At 71.8% G+C, this 19,208-nt stretch carries 19 protein-coding genes; 15 read left to right on the top strand and 4 right to left on the bottom strand.

Features of this window, described 5'->3' with window-relative positions; translation table 11 throughout:
- Positions 1–27: 27 nt before the first annotated feature.
- The 7 genes from ACWEOZ_RS35995 (at position 28) to ACWEOZ_RS35965 (ending at position 5,220) form a co-directional block, all read left to right on the top strand.
- Positions 28–435, top strand: coding sequence for a YciI family protein (locus tag ACWEOZ_RS35995; RefSeq protein ID WP_451915136.1), 408 nt, complete (start codon positions 28–30; stop codon positions 433–435).
- On the top strand, positions 435–1,670 hold the full coding sequence (locus ACWEOZ_RS35990) for an RNA polymerase sigma factor (protein WP_451915135.1): 1,236 nt from the start codon (positions 435–437) through the stop codon (positions 1,668–1,670). Before ACWEOZ_RS35995 ends, ACWEOZ_RS35990 begins: the two co-directional genes overlap by 1 nt.
- A gap of 74 nt (positions 1,671–1,744) precedes the next feature.
- Positions 1,745–2,917: a MarP family serine protease gene (locus ACWEOZ_RS35985; RefSeq protein WP_451915134.1), complete on the top strand. Its 1,173-nt coding sequence runs from the start codon at positions 1,745–1,747 to the stop codon at positions 2,915–2,917.
- A gap of 25 nt (positions 2,918–2,942) precedes the next feature.
- Complete coding sequence (locus ACWEOZ_RS35980; RefSeq protein WP_451915133.1) at positions 2,943–3,080, top strand: hypothetical protein; 138 nt, start codon at positions 2,943–2,945, stop codon at positions 3,078–3,080.
- Positions 3,081–3,198: 118 nt separating this feature from the next.
- Positions 3,199–4,158 (top strand): thioredoxin, encoded by a 960-nt coding sequence (locus ACWEOZ_RS35975; RefSeq protein WP_451915132.1) that lies wholly within the window; start codon positions 3,199–3,201, stop codon positions 4,156–4,158.
- A 70-nt stretch (positions 4,159–4,228) separates the two neighbouring features.
- Entirely contained in the window at positions 4,229–4,915 is a 687-nt protein-coding gene (locus ACWEOZ_RS35970; RefSeq protein WP_451915131.1) for a Type 1 glutamine amidotransferase-like domain-containing protein, read from the top strand.
- Positions 4,916–4,986: 71 nt separating this feature from the next.
- A complete protein-coding gene (locus tag ACWEOZ_RS35965; RefSeq protein ID WP_451915130.1) occupies positions 4,987–5,220 on the top strand; it encodes a hypothetical protein in 234 nt (77 codons plus the stop codon).
- 22 nt (positions 5,221–5,242) lie between these two features.
- Here the strand turns inward: ACWEOZ_RS35965 and ACWEOZ_RS35960 are convergent, their stop codons facing one another.
- Positions 5,243–5,938, bottom strand: coding sequence for a phosphatase PAP2 family protein (locus ACWEOZ_RS35960; protein WP_451915129.1), 696 nt, complete (start codon positions 5,936–5,938; stop codon positions 5,243–5,245).
- Positions 5,939–6,069: 131 nt separating this feature from the next.
- On the opposite strand from ACWEOZ_RS35960, the gene ACWEOZ_RS35955 reads away from it, so the two are divergent.
- The 4 genes from ACWEOZ_RS35955 to ACWEOZ_RS35940 are packed head-to-tail and all read left to right on the top strand — an operon-like array spanning position 6,070 to position 11,084.
- A complete protein-coding gene (locus tag ACWEOZ_RS35955) occupies positions 6,070–7,512 on the top strand; it encodes a glycosyl hydrolase family 79 C-terminal domain-containing protein (RefSeq protein ID WP_451915128.1) in 1,443 nt (480 codons plus the stop codon).
- An 11-nt stretch (positions 7,513–7,523) separates the two neighbouring features.
- Positions 7,524–8,843, top strand: coding sequence for a BNR-4 repeat-containing protein (locus ACWEOZ_RS35950; protein ID WP_451915127.1), 1,320 nt, complete (start codon positions 7,524–7,526; stop codon positions 8,841–8,843).
- A gap of 20 nt (positions 8,844–8,863) precedes the next feature.
- On the top strand, positions 8,864–9,394 hold the full coding sequence (locus tag ACWEOZ_RS35945; protein WP_451915126.1) for a GNAT family N-acetyltransferase: 531 nt from the start codon (positions 8,864–8,866) through the stop codon (positions 9,392–9,394).
- 55 nt (positions 9,395–9,449) lie between these two features.
- Positions 9,450–11,084: a TolB family protein gene (locus ACWEOZ_RS35940; RefSeq protein ID WP_451915125.1), complete on the top strand. Its 1,635-nt coding sequence runs from the start codon at positions 9,450–9,452 to the stop codon at positions 11,082–11,084.
- 26 nt (positions 11,085–11,110) lie between these two features.
- On the opposite strand, the gene ACWEOZ_RS35935 is transcribed toward ACWEOZ_RS35940, so the two are convergent.
- Positions 11,111–11,593: a MarR family winged helix-turn-helix transcriptional regulator gene (locus ACWEOZ_RS35935; protein WP_451915124.1), complete on the bottom strand. Its 483-nt coding sequence runs from the start codon at positions 11,591–11,593 to the stop codon at positions 11,111–11,113.
- A gap of 72 nt (positions 11,594–11,665) precedes the next feature.
- Between ACWEOZ_RS35935 and ACWEOZ_RS35930 the strand changes: the two genes are divergently transcribed.
- Complete coding sequence (locus ACWEOZ_RS35930) at positions 11,666–12,031, top strand: VOC family protein (protein ID WP_451915123.1); 366 nt, start codon at positions 11,666–11,668, stop codon at positions 12,029–12,031.
- Positions 12,028–12,936: a DNA-3-methyladenine glycosylase family protein gene (locus ACWEOZ_RS35925; protein ID WP_451915122.1), complete on the top strand. Its 909-nt coding sequence runs from the start codon at positions 12,028–12,030 to the stop codon at positions 12,934–12,936. The genes ACWEOZ_RS35930 and ACWEOZ_RS35925 overlap by 4 nt, the downstream gene beginning before the upstream one ends.
- Here ACWEOZ_RS35925 and ACWEOZ_RS35920 read toward each other — a convergent pair.
- Positions 12,926–14,362 (bottom strand): aldehyde dehydrogenase family protein, encoded by a 1,437-nt coding sequence (locus tag ACWEOZ_RS35920; RefSeq protein ID WP_451915121.1) that lies wholly within the window; start codon positions 14,360–14,362, stop codon positions 12,926–12,928. The two genes, ACWEOZ_RS35925 and ACWEOZ_RS35920, sit on opposite strands and share 11 nt — an antisense overlap.
- Before the next feature lie 144 nt (positions 14,363–14,506).
- On the opposite strand from ACWEOZ_RS35920, the gene ACWEOZ_RS35915 reads away from it, so the two are divergent.
- Complete coding sequence (locus tag ACWEOZ_RS35915; protein WP_451915120.1) at positions 14,507–15,883, top strand: FAD-binding oxidoreductase; 1,377 nt, start codon at positions 14,507–14,509, stop codon at positions 15,881–15,883.
- Here the strand turns inward: ACWEOZ_RS35915 and ACWEOZ_RS35910 are convergent.
- Positions 15,870–17,492, bottom strand: coding sequence for a RecQ family ATP-dependent DNA helicase (locus ACWEOZ_RS35910; protein ID WP_451915119.1), 1,623 nt, complete (start codon positions 17,490–17,492; stop codon positions 15,870–15,872). The genes ACWEOZ_RS35915 and ACWEOZ_RS35910 overlap by 14 nt on opposite strands.
- Positions 17,493–18,116: 624 nt before the next feature.
- Here ACWEOZ_RS35910 and ACWEOZ_RS35905 point away from each other — a divergent pair.
- Positions 18,117–18,866 carry a CPBP family intramembrane glutamic endopeptidase gene (locus ACWEOZ_RS35905; protein WP_451915118.1) on the top strand — a complete coding sequence of 250 codons (750 nt, stop codon included), beginning with the start codon at positions 18,117–18,119 and terminating at the stop codon, positions 18,864–18,866.
- Positions 18,867–19,208 lie beyond the last annotated feature (342 nt).

The raw sequence follows: 19,208 nt of genomic DNA, 5'->3' as shown, positions 1-19,208 counted from the left end.
AGCGACCCGCCACACGAGGAGAGCGCCATGCAGAAGTACATGCTGATCATGCGGGGCACCGACGAGACGAACGCCGCCATGATGGCCCGGATCGACGAGATGATGGCCACGACCCGGCAGTTCATCGAGGAGATGGTCAAGGCCGGCGTCTACGTCGCCGCCGAGGGGCTGGACGATCCTTCTCAGGGCGCCGTGGTGCACTTCGGTGACGGCGCCCCGGTGGTCACCGACGGCCCGTACGGCGAGACCAGGGAGCTGTTCGGCGGCTACTTCACCGTCGAGGTCGCCTCGCGGCAGGAGGCGGTCGAGTGGGCCAAGCGGGTCCCGGCCGTTCCCGGTTCCAAGATCGAGGTGCGGCGGGTGCCCGGGGAGGACGAGGTCCCGGAGGCCGGCGGGGAGTTCGTCAAGCAGAGCGAGAGCAGCGGCCGGGTCTGATGGGCGACGCCGACGCCGACATCGAGGCCGTCTGGCGGAGCGAGTCGGCGCGGATCGTTGCCACGCTGACCCGGTTCACCGGTGATCTCGGGCTGGCCGAGGACGCGGCCCAGGAGGCGGTGACCGAGGCGCTCGTGTCGTGGCCGCGGGCCGCTCCGGCCAATCCGGCCGGCTGGCTGATGGCCACGGCCCGGCGGCGGGCGATCGACGCGATCCGCCGCCGGACCGCCCTGCAGGACCGGTACGCCCTGCTGGCGGCCGATCCGGCCGCCGGTCCGGTGGTCGACGACGAGATCGACCCGGACCGGATCGACGACGACGTCCTGGCGTTGATGTTCATCAGCTGCCACCCGGTGCTCTCACCCGAGTCCCGGGTGGCGCTGACCCTGCGGGTGGTCGGCGGCCTGTCCAGCGAGGAGATCGCCCGTGCGTTCCTGGTGCCCGTGCCGACCGTGCAGGCCCGCATCACCCGGGGCAAGAAGGCGATCGCGGCGGCCGGGGTGCCGTTCGAGCTGCCCGCGCCCGCGGAACGGCGGCAGCGGCTGGGCGGTGTGCTCAGCGTCCTCTACGTGATCTTCACCGAGGGGTCGACGGCCACCTCGGGGGATCGGCTGCTGCGCCCGGATCTCGCGTACGAGGCGATCAGGCTGGCCCGCACGCTGGCCGCGCTGGTGCCCGAGGAGCCGGAGGTGCACGGGTTGCTCGCGTTGTGCGAGCTGACGGCCGCGCGCTTCCCGGCGCGGACCGGGCCGGACGGTGCGCCGGTCCTGCTGGAGGACCAGGACCGGACGCTGTGGGACCTTCCGGCGATCCGGCGCGGGCTGGCCGCGCTGGCCCGGGCCGCGGCCGGCGGCCTCGGGCCCTACGGCCTGCAGGCCGCGATCGCGGCCTCGCACGCGTCGGCGCCGTCGGTCGAGGAGACCGACTGGGCGCAGATCGTGGTGCTCTACGAGGCGCTCGGCCGGGTGGCACCCTCGCCGCTGGTCGAGCTCAACCGGGCGGTCGCCGTGGCCATGGCTGCCGGCCCGGCGCCGGCCCTGCTCATCGTGGACGAGCTGGTCGCCCTGGACCGGCTGCCCGGGTCGCATCTGGTCCCGACCGTACGCGGGGAGCTGCTGGCCCGCCTCGGCCGGCTGCCGGAGGCCCGCGCCGAGCTGGAACGGGCGGCCCGGTTGTGCGCGAACCAGCGCGAACGCTCGGTGCTGCTGCGCAAAGCGGCCGCGCTGGGGGCGTGAGCGGGTTCTCACCCCGTGCGGTTGGGCGTTCCCCCTACTGTTGCCGGCGTGAGAGCTGACAGGCCGGCGGAGGGATGCCCGTGGTCGACGGCATTCTGATCCTGCTCATGCTGGTCTTCGCCATCGGCGGCTACCGGCAGGGTTTTGTCATCGGGGCGCTGTCCTTCGGCGGTTTCTTCAGCGGTCTGCTCATCGGGCTGCAGCTCGGCCCGCTGATCGCCGACCAGTTCGCCGACGGTGCCGTGCGGCTGGCCGTCGCGCTCGTCACGATGCTCGCTTTCGCGGTGCTCGGGCAGACCCTTGCGAGCTGGCTCGGCACCCGGGTCCGCGCGGCGATCGTGCACCCGTCGGCGCAGCGCCTCGACGACGCCGGTGGGGCGGCTGTCTCGCTGGTCGCGGTGCTCGTCGTCGCGTGGCTGCTCGCCGTACCCCTGGGGTCGACGCCTTTCCCGGAGCTCAACAAGCAGGTCCGCGGCAGCGCGGTGCTGCAGGGGATGGACACCCTGCTGCCGCGGCAGCCGCAGGCGCTGTCCGCCGCGTTGCGCCAGTCGCTGGACCGCGACGGTTTCCCGGACGTCTTCGCCGGCCTGGCCGGCACGGCCGCCCGGCAGGTGCCGCCGCCGGATCCGCGGCTGGCCCAGGCCCGGGTCGTCGGCGACGCCCGCCGGTCGGTGCTCAAGGTGGTGGGATCGGCCTGCGAGCAGCGCATCGAGGGCTCGGGTTTCGTGTACGCGGCCGAGCGCGTCATGACCAACGCGCACGTGGTGGCCGGCACCAGCACGGTGCAGGTGGAGACGGCGGGCGGCCCCCGCGACGGCACGGTGGTGGTGTTCGACCCGGAACGTGACCTGGCGGTGATCCACGTGCCGGGCCTGCGCGCGCCGGTGCTGCCGTTCGGCCGCGAGCCGGCGCCGACCGGGGCGGACGCGATCGTGCTGGGCTATCCGCTGAACGGGCCGTACAACGCGCAGGCCGCCCGGGTGCGCGAGTCCGGCGACATCACCGGCCCGGCGATCGACGACTCGGCCGACGTGACCCGGCAGATCTACACGATCCGATCCCTGGTGCGCCGCGGCAACTCCGGCGGCCCGCTGCTGGCCCCGAACGGCGACGTGCTCGGCGTGATCTTCGCGGTGGCCCGGGAGGACCGCAACGTCGGCTTCGCACTGACCGCGGCGGAGGCGGCCGCCCCGGCGAAGCTCGGCGCGGAGAGCACCCGCGGCGTGGGGACCGGCGCCTGCGGCTGAGCCGGCGCGGTGGCATCATCGGCCGATGACGAGCGTGCACGTCCGGGTGGCCGGGCCGGGGGAACATCTCGACGAGGCGGCCTTGATCTGGGCCGAGGCCACGGCCGCCTCACCGCACCCGCGCAGCGGCCGTCTCGAACAGCGCTACCGGCTCGACCTCTGAGCCCTGGTCACCGCCCGTGCGTACGCCAGGGTGTTGACCGGTTCCACGGGGGCCGGCCGGGCGCGATCGTGGAGGCAGTCCCGTTGTGAGAGGAGCTGCCATGTCGCGAGGTGCGGGGATGAAGGGGCTCACGGCGCTCGACGGCGCCACCACGTGGTTCAACACGCCACCGCTGACGGCCGAGGGACTGCTCGGCAACGTCGTGGTGGTCAACTTCTGGACGTACACGTGCATCAACTGGATCCGTACGCTGCCGTATGTGCGGGCGTGGGCGGACCGCTACCGCGACCACGGACTCGTCATGCTCGGCGTGCACTCGCCGGAGTTCGGCTTCGAGCACGACCTCGGCAACGTCCGGCGGGCCGTGGCCGGGATGCGGATCGGCCACCCGGTCGCCGTCGACAACGACTTCCGCATCTGGCAGGCCTTCGACAACCACTACTGGCCGGCGTTGTACTTCATCGACGCCCGGGGCGAACTGCGCCACACCCACTTCGGTGAGAACGACTACCGGCAGTCGGAGATGGTCATCCAGGACCTGCTGACCGGGTCGGGACGGCAGATCCCGCCCCGCGGACCGGGCGCGGTGCGGGCCGCCGGGCTGGAACTGCCGGCCGACTGGGATCACCTGGCCTCTCCGGAGACGTACCTGGGCTACGAACGCGCCGAGAACTTCGCCTCACCCGGCGGTGCCGTCGCCGACGTCCCGCACGGCTACGCGGCGCCGGCCCGGTGGGCCGTGAACGACTGGGCGCTGACCGGAAACTGGACCGTCGGCCCGCGCGAGGCCCGGCTGAACGCGCCCGGCGGCTCGATCGTGTTCCGTTTCCATGCGCGCGACGTGCACCTGGTGCTGAGCTCGCAGCCACAGGGCGGGCCGGTGCGGTTCCGCGTCTCGCTCGACGGTCAGCCTCCGGGCGCGGCGGCGGGCCTCGACGTGGACGCCGAGGGAAACGGGATCCTCACCGAGCCGCGGCTGTACCAGCTCGTGCGGCGGCCGGGCCCGGTCACGGACGGCACCTTCGAGATCACCTTCCTCGACCCCGGTGCCCTCGCCCACGTCTTCACCTTCGGATGACCGATGGGGACAACAAGTCCCGCGCCGCATGGCATCGATACCATTCGACGATGGGTCGTCCGGAGATGTCATGAAGTTCCTTCTCACGTCGTCGGGCATCAGCAACCCGAGCATCGCCGAGGCGCTCGTCGACCTGCTGGGCAAACCGATTGCCGAGTCCACGGCCCTGTTCATCCCCACCGGTGTGCACTCTTTCCCCGGCGGGGCTGAGCGGGCATGGAAGGCTGTTCACGGCCACCCTTCGATCCCGCTGGGCCAGCTGGGTTGGAAATCCCTCGGGATGCTGGAGCTCACCGCACTGCCGACCATTCGCGAGGAGAACTGGGTGCCGGCGGTCCGGCAGGCCGACGCCCTTCTCGTCTGGGGCGGCGACGTGCTGTACCTGACGTACTGGCTACGCCGGTCGGGCCTGGCCGACCTTCTGCCGTCGCTGAGTGAGACGGTCTATGTGGGGGTCAGCGCGGGGAGCATCGCGGTCACGCCGTACAACTGCGACGCCGCATTCGACCTTCAGTTCGTTCCTGACGGCAGCGACAGGGCGCAGGACGCTGACCGGGCGCTGGGACTGGTGGATTTCACGCTGTACCCCCACCTCCATCATCCGGACATGGCGGACACCGACCTGTCCACCATCCAGAAGTGGGCGTCCGGAATCCCGGTCCCGACCTACGCCATCGACGACAACACCGCCATCAAGGTGGTCGACGGCACCGTCGGGGTCATCTCCGAAGGAGACTGGAAACTGTTCAACCCCTGACCTTCGCTCGGCGGAGGTGAGCCGATCACGTAGGTGTTCCGTCCTTGGACAGTGCGCGCATACTCGGGACCATGAATGGCAGCGATCGCGTACCAGCAGCGCAGCTCTACCGAGGACTTCCGCAGACCGTGCACAGTGCGTTGACGCCTCTGGGTGAGATCGAACAAGCGACCAAGATCGCCGAAGGGTGGCGGCAACCGCGCCGCGGATGGCGCCGTGCCGTCTTCCTGGTCGGTGCCGTCATGCTGGCCGTGAGCGTCGCACTCATGGTCGTCGCAGGTGTCTACGGCGCTGCGCACCATTAGGGGACGGGCCGGAATGACGTGCTCAGCGGGGTGGCGGGGCGTCCGCCAGCTCCGGCTCCAGGCCCTCCTCGACGACTCGTTCCGGCCGTAGCCGGGGGAACGCCGCCGCGGTCACCGCCACCACCGCGATCCCGAGCAGCCAGCCCGCCACCACGTCGCTGGTCCAGTGCACGCCCAGCACGATCCGGCTCAGCCCGGTCAGCACCGTCACCGCGAGCGCCGCGCCCCACAGCACCCAGCGTTTCGCGCCGTGGGCGACCGGCAGCAGCACCAGCACGAACACCCCGGCGGTCAGGGCCGCGTTGAGCGCGTGCCCCGACGGGAACGAATAGCCGGTGGCCCGGGCGACTGGGTCGAGCAGGTCGGGCCGATGCCGGCCGACCAGCAGCTTGAGCAGCGCGCCGAGCACGCCGCCGACCGCCATCGTCGTGGCCGCCCACAGCGCCAGCCTTTTCGCCCGGCGCCGGAGCAGCCAGATCACGAGGATCAGCGCCGCCGCCCGCAGCGGCATCGGGTCGAAGATGTTGGTCCACCACTTGTTCGCCAAGGTCCAGTGCGGATGGCCCAGCGCCCAGGTGTGCAGGGCGTCGGTGACCGACTGGTCGAGGTCGTGCAGGGGAGGCCAGCCGCCGGCGACGAGCGCGGCGATCAGCACGAACGGCACCAGCCCCAGCAGAGCCAGGACCGACGCTGTCGTGAGCCGCATGCCGAGCTTCATCGTCCTTCTCTACCCCAGAACCGTTTTCTGAATCCATACACATATGTGGACGCGTTTCCTGTACGTAGACACGGTGTTATGCTCCGCCTCCCATAGGCATCGAGCCACGACGATTGCCCGAGGAGTACCCCGTGCTGTTCTCATCCGTCGCCTGGCTGACCACCGCCGTCCTGGCGCTGTCACCCACGCCCACCACCGTCACCCCCGATCCGGTCACCATCACGATCGACACCCGTCATCCGGCCGGCCGGCTGCCCGCCGACTTCGTCGGGCTCTCCTTCGAGATGCGCGAGCTCGGCATCGGCAACCTCGACCCTGCTAAGGGCAACACCGCCGCGCTGCTGCGCACGCTCGGGCCCAGCAACCTGCGGATCGCCGGCAACACGCTCGACCGCGACACGCTCTGGGTGCCCGAGGGGCAGCCGGCCCCCGATCCGCTGCCCGGCTGGGTGCAGGACGTCGTGCGGCCGGCCGACATCCGGCGACTGGACGCGCTGCTGCGCACCACCGGCTGGCGGACCGAGGTCGGCATCAACGTCGGCCGCTGGGACGCCGGGCTCGGCGCCGACCAGGCTGCCACGATGACCGCGATCCTCGGCCGCCGGCTGGTCGCCGTCGAGTGCGGCAACGAGCCGGACCAGTGGGCGGGCAAGGCGCTGCGTCCGGCCGGGTACGCGTACCCGGACTATCACGCCGACTGGCTGGCCTGCGCCGACGCCGTCGGGCACCACCGCATCGCCGGTCCCGACACCGCGGGCACCTCGTCGGACTGGGCGGCCTCGCTGGCCCGCGACGAGCACGAGCGGATGGCCATGCTGACCGTGCACCAGTACAGCTCCGGCCCGGACGCCACCATCGCGACGCTGCTGGCCCCGCAGACGGTCACCAACCAGCTCAGGTCGGTGGCCAAGAACCTCGCCGCCGCGCAGGCCGCCGGGCTGCCGATGCGCGTCGACGAGGCGAACTCCGCCTACAGCGGTGGCGTCGACGGCGTGAGCAACAAGTACGCCTCGGCGCTGTGGGGACTGGACTACAGCATGCAGATGGCCCAGGCCGGGCTGGCCGGGGTCAACATCCACGGCGGGCTCGGCGTCTGCAACGAGCCCATCTGGAACGGCAAGTGGCAGCGCTACACCCCGATCTGCGCGGCGGACAAGGCCGACGAGGCAGCCCAGATCTACCGGGCCATGCCGGTCTACTACGGGCTGTGGATGGCCCGGCGGATGGGTCCCGGCCGATTCCTGCCCGTCACGGTCTCGTCGGGGCGCAACATCACCGCGTACGCCGTCCGCGGCGACGACTGCCGGCTGCGGATCGCGGTGGTGCAGAAGGACGACACGTCGGCGGCGCCGGTCACGGTGACCCTCGAAGTGGGCGGGCGCGACCGGCGCGGCCAGGTGCTGCGGATGACCGGGGAGAGCCTCGGCGCCGAACCGACGGCGGTGCAGGGCGCCACCGTCGACCGGTCCGGGCACCTGCGGCCGGGGCGTCCCGATGTCACCCGGGTCCGCGGCGGCTCCGTGTCCCTCGACGTTGCCGCCGGCAGCGCCGCTGTCATCACCCTCGACCGCTGAACGGGGCTGTCATGCGTACCGTCATCGCTTTTGTCTCCGTGCTGGCCGTGACCACGCCCGCGCAGGCGGTCCCGCCGCGGCCGCACCTGATGACCCCGGCCACGGCGGTCGCTGCCCGCAGCGACCGCCGGCCGGTCGCCGGCGGCGTCCACGACGCCGCCGTGGGCCGCACGTTCATCTCCTGGGCCGGCCGGTACGAGGACAACTACGTGCAGTCCTACGAGCACCGCACCGGCACCTGGAGCGACCCGGTACGGGTGGCCGCCGGCGACAACGACTCGCACAACTACCCGACCCTGATCCAGGCCGCCGACGGTCACCTGCTGGTCTTCCGCGGTCTGCACAACCGGGAGCTGTGGGTGGCCCGCTCGCCGCGACCGCACTCGATCGAGGGCACCTGGACCGACGTGAACATCGCGGAAGGTCTCGGGGCGACGTACCCGATGCCCTTCCGCACGGCCGACGGCACCATCTTCGTCTTCTTCCGCGAGACCGCCGGGGACTTCGACCCGGCCTTCCCGACCGACACCCGGCCGATGAAGTACGTCCGGTCGACCGACGACGGGCGCACCTGGCAGAGCTCGACCACCCTGACCGGGGACCGCTGGGCGATCGCGCCGCTGAACCGGCCGGACAACATGAACGAGATCTACCTCGGCCAGTTGCGCTACGAGCCCGCGACGCTGCTGCACCGCGAGCGGGTCGGCATCGTCTACACGCTGGCCGGCGGTGGTCCCGAGGGTCACCTGCACGACCGCTACCACCGCAACGTCTACTACACGGCGTTCGATCCGGGCTCGCTGACGTTCCGCTCGGCCGCCGGGCGGTCGCTGGGCACCTCGATCGACGACGCCGACCAGGAGGCGCGCCTGTTGGTGGCGGAGACACCGCTGCAGACGGTGAACCCGCGCTCGCCGGACTACATCAACCTGGTCGGCACGACGCTCGGGGTCGCGCCGTTCGTGGTGTGGATGCAGCTCGACGCGGCCGGCGTGGTGCACACCCACACCGGGACGTGGGCCGGGCCGGGCGGCTGGCGCACCCGGGAGGTCGCCACCGGCGTGCGGGTGCGCGACATGGAACCGGCCGGACCGGCGAGCTGGCGGATCTACGCGACCCCGGCGGACGGCACGCCCGGCATCGGCGCCTACCGGCTGACCGCCGGCAGCTTCTGGCGGTACGAGGCCACGATCGCGACTCCGAAGGCCGTGCAGCGCATCGAGGTGATCGACGGGCACCGTGATCCGGCCTGGATCCTGGCCACCGGGGCGAGCAGCGCGCGCGACGTGGCGGTGGCCGATGGCGATATTTACGTCGCCGGCCGTCCGTAATCGTGATAATCCTGGCAACCATGCTGGGTGATCTGGTGCGACTGCGAGCCATGGAACCGTCCGACGCCGAGGCGCTGTGGCGGTGGAACCACGACCCGGAGGTCATGCGCTGGATGCAGGACAGCCACCCGCAGTCGCTGGCGCAGGTGACCCGGTGGCTGGGCGAGGAGCGGGGCCGCAACGAGTACGGCGACCTGCTGCTGGGCGTCGAGGTCCAGGCCGATGACAAGCTCATCGGCCTGGTCCGGCTGCACGGCGCCGAGCCGGAGCTCGGTATCGCCGAGCTCGACATCTACCTGGGCGAGAAGAACTACTGGGGCAAGGGGTACGCGACGGACACGGTCCGCACGGTGTGCCGGTACGGCTTCGACAAGATGCGCCTGCACAAGATCACCCTGACGGTCGTGACGGAGAACGAGGCGGCCTGGCGCGCGTACCGCAAGGTCGGCTTCGTGCAGGAGGGCCGCCTCCGCGAGGTCTTCCGCCGCGACGGCCGGTGGTACGACCAGTACACGATGGGCCTGCTGGCCGGTGAATTGATCGACGCCTGAGCCCACCCGGCCGGAAGTCTCAGCTTCCGGCCGGGTGGGCCGATGACCTACAGCCGTGCCTCACACGACACCCCGCGCTTCGCGCGCCCGCCTCGCCGCGTCCCTGGTCACCACCGTGCTCGCGGCGACCGCCCTCAGCTCCTGGCCGGCCACGCCGGCCCTGGCCGCCGGCGTGGCCACCGCCACCCCGCTGCGGTACGCCCTGCCGGGCACCGACCGGGCCACGGACGTCCTCGCCGTCGGCTCCGACGTCTGGATCTCGGCCGGTAACAGTGTTCTGATCACGTCCCGGACCGGGCAGGTCAAGAAGACGGTGACCGGCGTCCTCGGTGCGGAAGGCCTCACACCGAGCCCGGACGGGCAGAGCGTGTACGTCTCGGCCGGCTCCGCCGCCTCGATCGTCCAGGTCTCCACCGCCGGCACGATCCTGGGTTCGTGGACCTCGCAGGCGTGTCCCGGCAAGTCGGCCATCACCGCCGGCGCGCTCTACTACGCCTACGGCTGCTCCTCCAGCGCCCTCGGCGTCGGCCGCCTCGACCTGGGCGCGCACACCGACGCGAGCGTGCTCACCAGCCACTCCGCGCAGGCGCTGACCGCGGCCGGATCCCTGCTGGTGACCTACGCCTCCAGCGGCAGCGGTTACGACATGACTTCGTACACCATCGGTGACGACGGCTCGCTGACCCAGAACGCGAGTGTGCAGACCGGCACCATGTACGACGCCGAGATGTCCCCGGACGGCACCCAGCTGGTCATGACCGACTACGACCACGGGTACGGCGTGGCCCGCTACGACGCCGCCACCCTGGCGCTCAACGGCACCTTCACCACGGGCGCCTACCCGACGGCCGTGGCCTGGTCACCGGACGGCAGCAAGTTCGCCGGGATCCTCGACGCGCACTACGACACCCGGCCCGTGCACGTCTTCTCGGCGTCGACCGGCGCGGCGGTCACCACGTCGACCAGTGCCGGCTCCGCGTCGTACTCCACGCAGGCCCACGAGGCCACCTGGTCGGCCGACGGCAAGTACATCTTCTCGCTCGTGCAGGACTACACCGGGTCCGCCTCGCTGGTGGTCACCCCGGCCGCGGGTCAGGTCGCGGGCGCGATCACGGTCAGTGCCACGCCGGCCAAGGCGTACGCCAAGAACGCCACCGTCACCGTCCGCGCGCCGAAGCGCCCGAACACCTCGGTACGGGTGACCGTCACCCAGAACGGTGCCCAGACCAGCAAGACGGTGCGCACCAACGCCTCGGGCGTGGCGACGTGGTCGTTCCCGGCCCGGTACTCCGGCACCGTGTCCGCCACCGCCGGAGCCGACCTGTCCTACCTCGCGGCCACCGCCACCGCCCGCTTCGCCACGCCGTCGGCCGTCAGTGTCGGGCTCTCTGGCGCCACCCGGGTCAGCAAGGGCGTCGCCCACTACAAGTCCATCGGCGCGGTCCGGGCCACCGTGCAGCTCCTGCCGAAGCGGTACGGCAAGGTCGCGGTCACCCTGCAGCACCGCAGCGGGGGCAAGTGGAAGACCGATCAGCAGGTGACCTTCTCCACGGCGTCCGACGGCACCGTCCCGGTCGTGCTGAGCCGGGCGGCCCGGAAGGTGACGTTCCGCCTGGTCGCCAAGGCGGTCGCCGACCCGGCCGCCGGTGCCTCGCCCACCGTGGTGTCGCGCTCGTTCGTCGTGGACTGAGCCGCCGATGCGGCCCGCGGTCGTCGTCAGGGAGTCCGCGCCCGCTCGGGATCGGGTGCATCAGCACCGGGGCTGAGGTTGCGGGCGCAGGCGGCCAGCGTCTCGAGGAGCTCCTGCTGACGGGCGGGGCTCAGGCCCGTACACATCCTCTTCTCGACGGCCCGGACCGCCGTGCTGGCCGCGAGCAGCTGGTCGCGGCCGGCCGGGGTCAGCTCGGCCGGCAGTTCGCGGCCCCGGGCGGCGGTGGCGGGCCGGGTGACCAGCCCGCGTTCCTCGAGGCCGTGCAGCACCACGTTCATCGACTGGCGGGTGACGAAGGTCCCGCGGGCCAGTTCGGCGTTGGACAGGCCGGGCCGCTGGCCGAGCAGTTCCAGACAGGAGTACTGCGGGACGGTGAGCTGCAGCGGTCGCAGCACCGCGTCCATCGCGGTGCGCAGGGCCACCGCGGCCTCCTTGAGGACGTAGCCCACGGCGTTCTCCACCGGACCGACCGTTTCCTGTTGCGCCATGTCAACATCCTGACATACGCTGGTGGATGTCAGGACATTGACATAGCGAAACGCGAGAACGAGGAGCCAGTCATGACGGTCACCGGACCGGACTTCATCGCCCTGCAGGTGCGTGACCTGCAACGTTCCGCCGCCTTCTACGAGCAGCACCTCGGCCTGCGCCGGATCCCGGCGAGCCCGCCGGGTGCGGTCGTCTTCGCCACCCAGCCCGTGGCTTTCGCGGTGCGCGAGCCGCTGCCCGGCGTTGATCTCGACGCCGGCCGGCCCGGGCTGGGCGTCGCCCTGTGGCTGCACAGCACCGACGCCCAGGCGTTGCACGACGCGCTCGACGCCGCGCAGGTGCCGATCGTGACGCCGCCCTTCGACGGGCCCTTCGGCCGCACCTTCACCTTCAGCGACCCCGACGGTTACGCCGTCACGATCCACGACAAGGCATGACCACCTTCCGGATGCGGGCGCGCGGCCCGTTCTCGCTGCGCAGCGCGGCCCGCTTCGTCGCGGGGTTCTCGGCCGGGCAGGGCGGCGGCGACGAGGCGCGGCTCGACCTCGCGTTCCCCGCCGAGCACGGCTGGACCCCGGTCGGCGTCCGCGTCACCGGGGACGGCGCCGAGCCGGTCGCCGAGGTCGTGGCCAACCCGGGCGCAGTGCCGGGCGAGCAGATCCGCGGCCAGGTCGAGCGCATCCTGTCGCTGGACGTGGACGGCACCGGCTTCCCGGCGGTGGGGGAGCGGGACCCGGTCGTCGGCGAGTTGCAGGCGCGCTACCCGGGGCTGCGGCCGGTGCAGTTCCACAGCCCGTACGAGGCCGCGGTGTGGACGATCATCGGCCAGCGCATCCGCCGCAGCCAGGCCGCGGGCATCCGTACCCGGCTCGCCACCGAGCTGGGGCAGCAGATCGACTTCGGCGACGCGCAGCTCCCGTCGTTCCCGGCACCCGACCGGCTGGCCGGCCTGCGCGAGTTCCCCGGCCTCACCAGCCGCAAGATCGAGCAGCTGCAGTCCCTCGGCCGGGCCGCCGACGACGGACAGCTCGACGCCGCCACCTTGCGGGCCCGGCCGCCCGAGGAGGCGCTGACCCGGCTGCAGACCCTGCCCGGCATCGGGCCGTTCTCCGCCGAGCTGATCCTGCTGCGCGGCGCCGGCGATCCCGACGCGTTCCCCCGCAACGAGAAGCGGCTGCACCAGGCCATGGCCGGCGCCTACCGGCTCGGCGACGACCCCGGCCTCGCGCAGCTCGAGGCCATCGCCGAGCGCTGGCGTCCGTACCGGACATGGGTGGCGCTGTTGCTGCGGGCCGCGCTGGCCGAGCAGGGCCAGGGCGATCGGGTACGGCTCAGCCGATGATCACCGTCTGCAGCTCGGTGAAGGCCTCCATCGGATGGGCCCCACCGACCCGCCCGAGGCCGCTGTCGGAGCCGGAGCGCCCACCGAACGGCAGGTGGCTCTCCCAGTAGTTGGTGGACTCGTTGATGTTCACCCAGCCGGTACGCACCGCGTCGGCGAACGCGAGCCCGGTGCTGAGGTCGGCGGTGTAGACGGCGGCCAGCAGTCCGTACCGGGAGGCGTTGGTGAGCTCGATCGCCTCCTCGAGGCCCGACACCGCGACGATCGGGGCGATCGGGCCGAAGGTCTCCTCGGTGGCCGCCGCGGCGTCGGCCGGGACGTCGGTCAGGACGGTGGCCGGCCAGTACAGATCGGTGGCGAAGCCGGTGGCGCGGGCACCGCCGGTCAGCGCCGAGGCCCCGCGGCGCAGGGCGTCGGCGACGTGTTCGTCCATCTTGGCCGCGACACCGGCGTTGTTGAGCGGGCCCATCGTGGTGGCGTCGTCGAGCGGATCGCCCAGCCGGACGCGCTCGGAGACCGCGCGGGCGAGCCGTTCGGCGAAGTTGTCGCGCACCGCGTGGTGCACCAGCAGCCGCTCGCCGGCGGTGCAGCTCTGCCCAGCGCACAGGAAGCAGGCCTGCAGGGCCCCCTCGACGGCCCGGTCCAGGTCGGCGTCGGCCAGCACCACGAGCGGGCCGTTGCCGCCCATCTCCAGCAGCGTCGCCTTGCCCGCCGCCGCGCTGGCCACCGACCGGCCGGTGGCCGTGGAGCCGATGAAGGCGACTGCGTCCGTGCCCGGGTGGCGGGCGATCTCGTCACCCACCACCGGCCCGGGACCGGTCACCAGGTTGAGCACGCCCGGGGGCAGGTCGGCCTCGGCGACACATCCGGTCAGCGCGACGGCCGAGATCGCCGTCGACGGCGCGGGCGTCCAGACCACGGTGTTGCCGCTGGCCAGCGCGGGCGCGATCAGCTCGGCGGGCATCGTGTACGGCCAGTTCCACGGCGTGATCACCCCGACCACCCCGCGCGGGCGCCGGACCAGCAGCGCCCGCTTGCCGGTGCTCGCCGAGTTCGGCAGCAGCCCACCCAGCCGCTTGCCGTCCTCCGCGGCCATCCGCCAGTACGTGACCAGCTCGTCGACCTCGTCGTAGGCCTCGGCGCGCAACGGCTTGCCCTGGTCCAGGGTCAGCGTGCGGGCCAGGTCGTCGCGCCGGGACTCGATGACGTCCGCGACCCGATGCAGCAGGGCGGCGCGCTCGAAGGCGGACAGCCGGGCCCAGCCACCGGCGGCCCGGCGGGCGGCGGCGATGGCGGCGCGCGCGTCCTGGCGGTCGCCGTCGGGCACGGTGCCGAGCTGCTCACCGGTCGCCGGGCTGGTCGCGACGGTGGTGGCGCCGGACAGCGCGGAGATCCACGCGCCGTCCACGAACATCTGATGCTGCATGACTCTCCCAGCCGGCCGGACGATGAGGCGAGCCCACCTTAGTCGGCGGGCACGGTGCCGGCGGAGGTCGTGTTGACGACATCACGGTGCGTGAACTCGCGGTACGGTCGCCGGACCCCACCCACGCGCGCCTCGGGAGTCGCCATGACCGCCACCAGCACCCCGGCCGATGTCGCCGGCGCCGTCCGCGTCCTGCGCCCGCTGCTCGGTGCTCGTCTGCTGCTGCCCGGGGACGCCGACTTCCCGGCCGCCCGCCAGGTCTGGAACGCTGCCGTGACCCATCAGCCCGCCGCGATCGCCCGCTGCACCACGGTGGCCGAGATCAGCGCGGCCGTGCGTATCGCCCGCGACGCCGGCATGCCGCTGTCGGTGCGAGCCGGCGGACACGACTGGGCCGGGCGGGCCCTGCGCGACGGCGGCCTGGTCATCGACCTCACCGCCATGCGCGAGGTCACCGTCGACGCTCCGGCCCGCACCGCCACGGTCCAGGGCGGCGCGATCACCGCTGACCTGGTGGCCGCGACCGACCCGTACGGGCTGGCCACCGCGACCGGCGTGGTGCGCGCGGTGGGCCTGGCCGGCCTGACCACCGTCGGCGGCTACGGCCCCCTGATCGGCCGGTACGGCCTGGCCCTGGACAACCTGCTGGGCGCGACGGTGGTGCTGGCCGACGGCACGACGCTGGAAGCGGGCCCGGACGACGACACCGAACTGTGGTGGGCCCTGCGCGGCGGAGGCGGCAACTTCGGCGTCGTGACGGAGTTGCGCTACCGGCTGCACGAGGTGCCGTCGATCCTCACCGGCATGCTGATGTTCCCGTTCGAGCAGGCGGCCGCGGTGCTGTCCGGCCACGCCGAGATCATGGCCGCCGCCCCGGACGAGCTGAGCGTCATGACCGGCTTCCTGCCCGGCCCCGAGGGCCGTCCGGTGGTGTTCCTGTGCCCGTTCTGGTGCGGCGACCTCGCGGCGGGCGACCAGGCGGTCGCCCGGCTGCGCTCCCTGGGCCGGCCGATCGTCGACCAGATCAGCCCGATGCCGTACGCGGCGGCGCTGAGCATGTTCGACCGCAGCATGGTCGACGGCAACCACTACCTGCTGCGCACCCGCTGGCTGCCCGACGTGCCGGCCCCGGCCGTGGACGCCCTCATCACCGCCGCGGACGCAATCAGCTCCCCGTTCTCGGCCCTGATCCTGAACCGCTTCCACGGCGCCGCCTCGAGAGTGGACCCGACGGCAACGGCCTTCGCCCAGCGGACGCCGCACACCGTGCTGGAGGTGATCGCCGCCTGGCAACCGGGCCAACCGGTCGAGCCGCACCGCGCCTGGGCCGACTCGGCGGCGACGTCGCTGGACGAGCTGTCCCTGCCGGGCGGCTACCCGAACCTGCTGGGCCCGGACGACGAGGACCGCTCCCGCGACTCGTACGGCGCCAACCTGAGCCGGCTGCTGGCCGCGAAACACCACTACGACCCGGACAACACCTTCGCCTCGGCGATCCCATCCCTGCTCAGTCGAGGGTGAGCAATCCGTTGTCCAGCGCCGCCGGGGTCAGGTGCCGGTAGCCCACCGAGTCGAACACCACCGTCAGCTCGTGCTCGTCGCGCGTCAACAGCGTCCCGGCACCCCACAGCCGATGGTGCACGCCCACCCCACCCGGCGCGGCGGCCCGCGCCGGCGCTGGCCCCGACTCCGCAGCCCCCACCGCGTCGTTGTCGCACGACCCGCACGGCGCCTCGTAATGCTCCCCGAAATAGCCCAGCAGCTCAGCCCGCCGGCACCGCACCGTCTCCGCATAGTGCCGGGCCGCGTCGATCCGGCTCGTCAGCACCGCCTGCCGCCGATCACCCGCCGCCGCGACCGCCGAGAACGTCGTCCTCGGCAACGCGCCCGGGACCCGTACCGCGTCGTTGCCCTCCGGGACCAGCGCCCCCAGCTCCAGCAGCTCGTCGACCACCCGCTCGACGACGTGCCTGCTCATCCCGCTGCCCTCGGCCAGCTCCCGCAGGCTCACCCGTCCCGCCGCCGCCTCCAGCGTGTCGACCACCGCGTGCACCGCGTGCGGCGCGAGCCGGGACCGGGCCGCCAGCAGCCGGGGGATCCGCACCGTACGCGGGTCGTACACCAGCACCGCACTGGCCGGCGCGCCGTCGCGCCCGGCCCGGCCGATCTCCTGGTAGTACTCGTCGAGGCTGCCCGGCACGCCCGCGTGGACCACCGTGCGGACGTCCGGTTTGTCGATGCCCATGCCGAAGGCGCTGGTCGCCACCACGATGTCGAGGGCGCCGGAGAAGAACCCGTCCTGGACCCGGCCGCGTTCCGCCGCCGGCATTCCCGCGTGGTACGCCGCCACCCGGTACGAGTCCAGCCGCAACCGTCCCGCCAGGCTCTCGCAACGGGCGTGGGTGAGCGCGTACACCAGGGCCGGGGTTTCGTGGGCGAGCACCACCTCGACGGTCCGGTCGTCGACGGCCCGGTCCTCGGGCAGTCCGTGCCGGGTGCGCCGCACCGCCAGGCTGATGCCGGGCCGGTCGAAGTCGGCCACGATCACCTGGGGTGCGCGCATCCGCAGCTGCCGGGTGATGTCGGCCTGAACCGGCGGGGCGGCGGTCGCGGTCAGGGCCAGCACCGGCGGACGGTCGAAGGCGTCGATGACGTCGGCGAGCCGAAGGTATTCCGGGCGGAAGTCGTGGCCCCATTCGCTGACCAGGTGGGCTTCGTCGACGGCGACCAGGGTGATCGGGCGGGCGCCGGCGGTCAGCTCGCGCAGCGTCTCGTCGTTGGCCAGCTGTTCGGGGCCGAGCATCACGAAGTCGGTCCCGCCCGCGCGCAGGGCCGTGATGACGTCGGCGCGTTGTCCGGTGTGCAGGCTGGAGTTGAGCAGCGCGGCCCGTAGACCCAGCGCGGTCAGGGACCGGACCTGGTCGCGCTGCAGCGCGATCAGCGGGGAGACGACGACGGTCACGCCCGTACGGGCCAGCCCGGCGACCTGGTAGATGGCGCTCTTGCCGCTGCCGGTGGGCAGCACGGCCAGGGTGTCGCGACCGGCGGCGACCGTCTCGGCGGCGCGGCGCTGGGCGGGCCGCAGGTCGAAGCCGAACACGGACCGGGCCAGCTCAGCGACGTCGGGCATGGGCCCGACTCTAGCCAGAGTGGCGCCCGGCTACGACGGACCGCGTGGCTGACCGCGCTCTCGACCCGGCAGGGGTGCCCCGCGGAGTCGAGCTCAGGTCGAATGGTGCTGTAGCGAGTGTCGTCCTGGTTACGGTGCGGTCCGGAGAGCCAGTACTCCTCGTGAGACTCCACGTCGTAGAAGTTGGCGTCGAACATGCCGGGCCGGCGTCGGAGGATCTTTCCGCGCCAGTACGCCGTCTGCCAACTCTTGTTGAAGCGCACGCGGCTGATCCAAGCGGTTCCTTTGTCGGTGTCGTGACCGGTTTTCAGCTGTACGACCATGACTCGCTCAGCCATGAAGAACATCGTCCCGCGGATCTCGGCGACCCGCATGGCCATTACCCATGCGGCTGCATCGGCGGCTCCGGTTGGCGGGGTGCTGCGCGTGGACAGCGGCAGAAGAAAGCGCCTGGTCTCGGATCGCTCAGGGGCGCGAATAGTGTCATTACGCTAACGACCTATCGCGCGGTGAGCGGATGATTTCATGATCGGTGGCGACGCTGTGGATCGCGTTCAGCGCGTCACGGATGACTGCCGTGAGGTCGGTGCTCGGACCAAGCCGGTGTGACCTACGATCGCCGGCATGCCGGTGAACGTGAAAACTATCGTCCGCGCTCATCCGTTGATGACCGCGATCGTGCTGACGCTGCTGTGGCACGGCGTGCTGTACGCGGCTGCGGAAATCATCCCTGCAAGCCTTTCACGGCTACTGCCCGACCTGGGCCCTAGCCTGGTGAACCTCGTAGCTGCGGTGGTGCCCGTGGTTGCGGCGGCATGGTTGGGCTGGTGGCGCGAAGCCGGCATGGGCTGGCGGATACCGCGGCAATCATGGCTGTTGCTACTACCGGTCTTCCTGCTTAACTTCAGCTACGTCGTCTCCGGGCTTACCGGCACTGCGGAGCAGTATGCCGGTACCGCGCTGCTGTGTCTGTGCGTCGGTGTGAGTGAAGAGATGCTCAGCCGCGGTGTGGTGCAAAGAGCGTTGCAGCCCCTTGGCCCCATACGCGCCGCGGTATGGGTGGGTGTGCTGTTCGGGCTCGGCCACGCGCTGAGCGCACTGTGGTTCAACCGGCCCTGGGACGACTCTCTGGCCCAAGTCATCAGCACCACCGCATTCGGATTCGGCTACGCCGCCCTACGCTGGCACATCACCAGCATCTGGCCGCTGGCGTTCCTGCACGCCATGGACGACTTCCTGCAGCTGCGCAGCCCCGACGCGGCCCCACTGTGGTGGCAGGCCACCATCGCCATGTTCTTCCTCGCCTACGGCTGGTGGCTGCTACACCGCCTCGACCACACTGTCACGCTCGCCAATGCCGTCGATCACGACTAAAAGCCGCCATGTGACCTCGACTTGGAACGCCCGCCGTTAGAGGGAAAATTTGCGGGTCGTCCCTTACCGGGGGTCGCCCGGGCACGTCGACATTACTTCGTAAAGGGTGCCCGCTGCTTGACATCACCAAATTCAGGCCGCTTTGCCGATGTTCGCGCATAAGCGAATCAGAGCCCGGTCCGGTGACTGGAGAAGGGAGAGGATCGCAGTTCGTCGGCAGAGTCTCAATCTCGATTGCGCACTGATCTCGGCTACTTGTTTCATTGCCCTAGGACCGCGGCCCGGCCAGGCTTCGGTCTAGACGTCCGGGCTGTCGCTCTCATTTCGGCTGCCCACCTCGGT

Source organism: Actinoplanes sp. NPDC004185, from assembly GCF_053603475.1.
Note: the sequence above shows the minus strand (reverse complement) of the source record. Positions and strands in the feature narration are given on the sequence as shown.